Source organism: Lyngbya sp. CCY1209, assembly GCF_035615495.1.
Classification (GTDB): Bacteria; Cyanobacteriota; Cyanobacteriia; order Cyanobacteriales; family Microcoleaceae; genus Limnospira.
Genome location: NZ_JAJENU010000043.1, coordinates 1 through 847, shown reverse-complemented (window position 1 = coordinate 847; position 847 = coordinate 1). Strand labels below are relative to the sequence as shown.

At 44.3% G+C, this 847-nt stretch carries 1 protein-coding gene; it reads left to right on the top strand.

What is annotated here, in order from left to right; translation table 11 throughout:
- Positions 1–847 (top strand): group II intron maturase-specific domain-containing protein (locus tag LKE08_RS00200; RefSeq protein WP_324702179.1); only part of this gene is annotated, 847 nt, incomplete at both ends.

Sequence of the window (847 nt, the reverse complement as noted above, 5' to 3'; positions counted from 1 at the left end):
ATTGAACAGTGCAAGATTGCTATTTCCGAATGGTTAAAACCTATTGGTCTCCAGCTTAAACCGGAAAAGACAAGAATATGCCATACACTGAGAGAAATCGAGGTAAATGGTAAAAAAGTCCAACCGGGATTTGATTTCCTGGGGTTCAACATTAGGCAATATCCTGCTGGAAAACACGTCTCCGGAAAAAGTGGGGGAAATGCCAGTAAACTACTAGGCTTCGTAACCCACATGAAACCTAGCAAAAAGGCAATCAAAGCCCACATTGAAAAGGTGAAAGAGGTGATTAAGAAACACAAAACAGCACCTCAAGCCGCCCTGATTAAACATCTCAACCCCATCATCACAGGATGGTCAAGATACTACTCAGGGGCAGTCTCCTCGGAGATTTTCAATAAGCTAGATGAAATACTCTGGCAACAACTACGGGCATGGGTAGTATCACGATGCGGTAATGCCAGTTACAAAACACTCAGGAAATACTTCCGAACGGGAAAAGTGATACTGAGTAATGGGAAAGAAAGGAATGAGAAGTGGATTTTCCAAACCAAGGATGGTCTACGACTCCAACAGCACAACTGGACTCCCATAGTCTACCACACGTTGGTCAGACCAAACGCATCGACATATGACGGAAATTGGATTTATTGGGCTACAAGGAGAGGGAAATCGCCAGAAATCTCGAACCGAGAAGCCAAAATGCTTCAATACCAAAAAGGCAAATGCAAATGGTGCGGACAGCACTTCACAATTGAAGACCAAGTAGAAATCGACCACATCATCCCAAGATGCCTAGGCGGAAAGGATGATTACAAAAACCTCCAATTGCTGCACCGCCACTGTCACG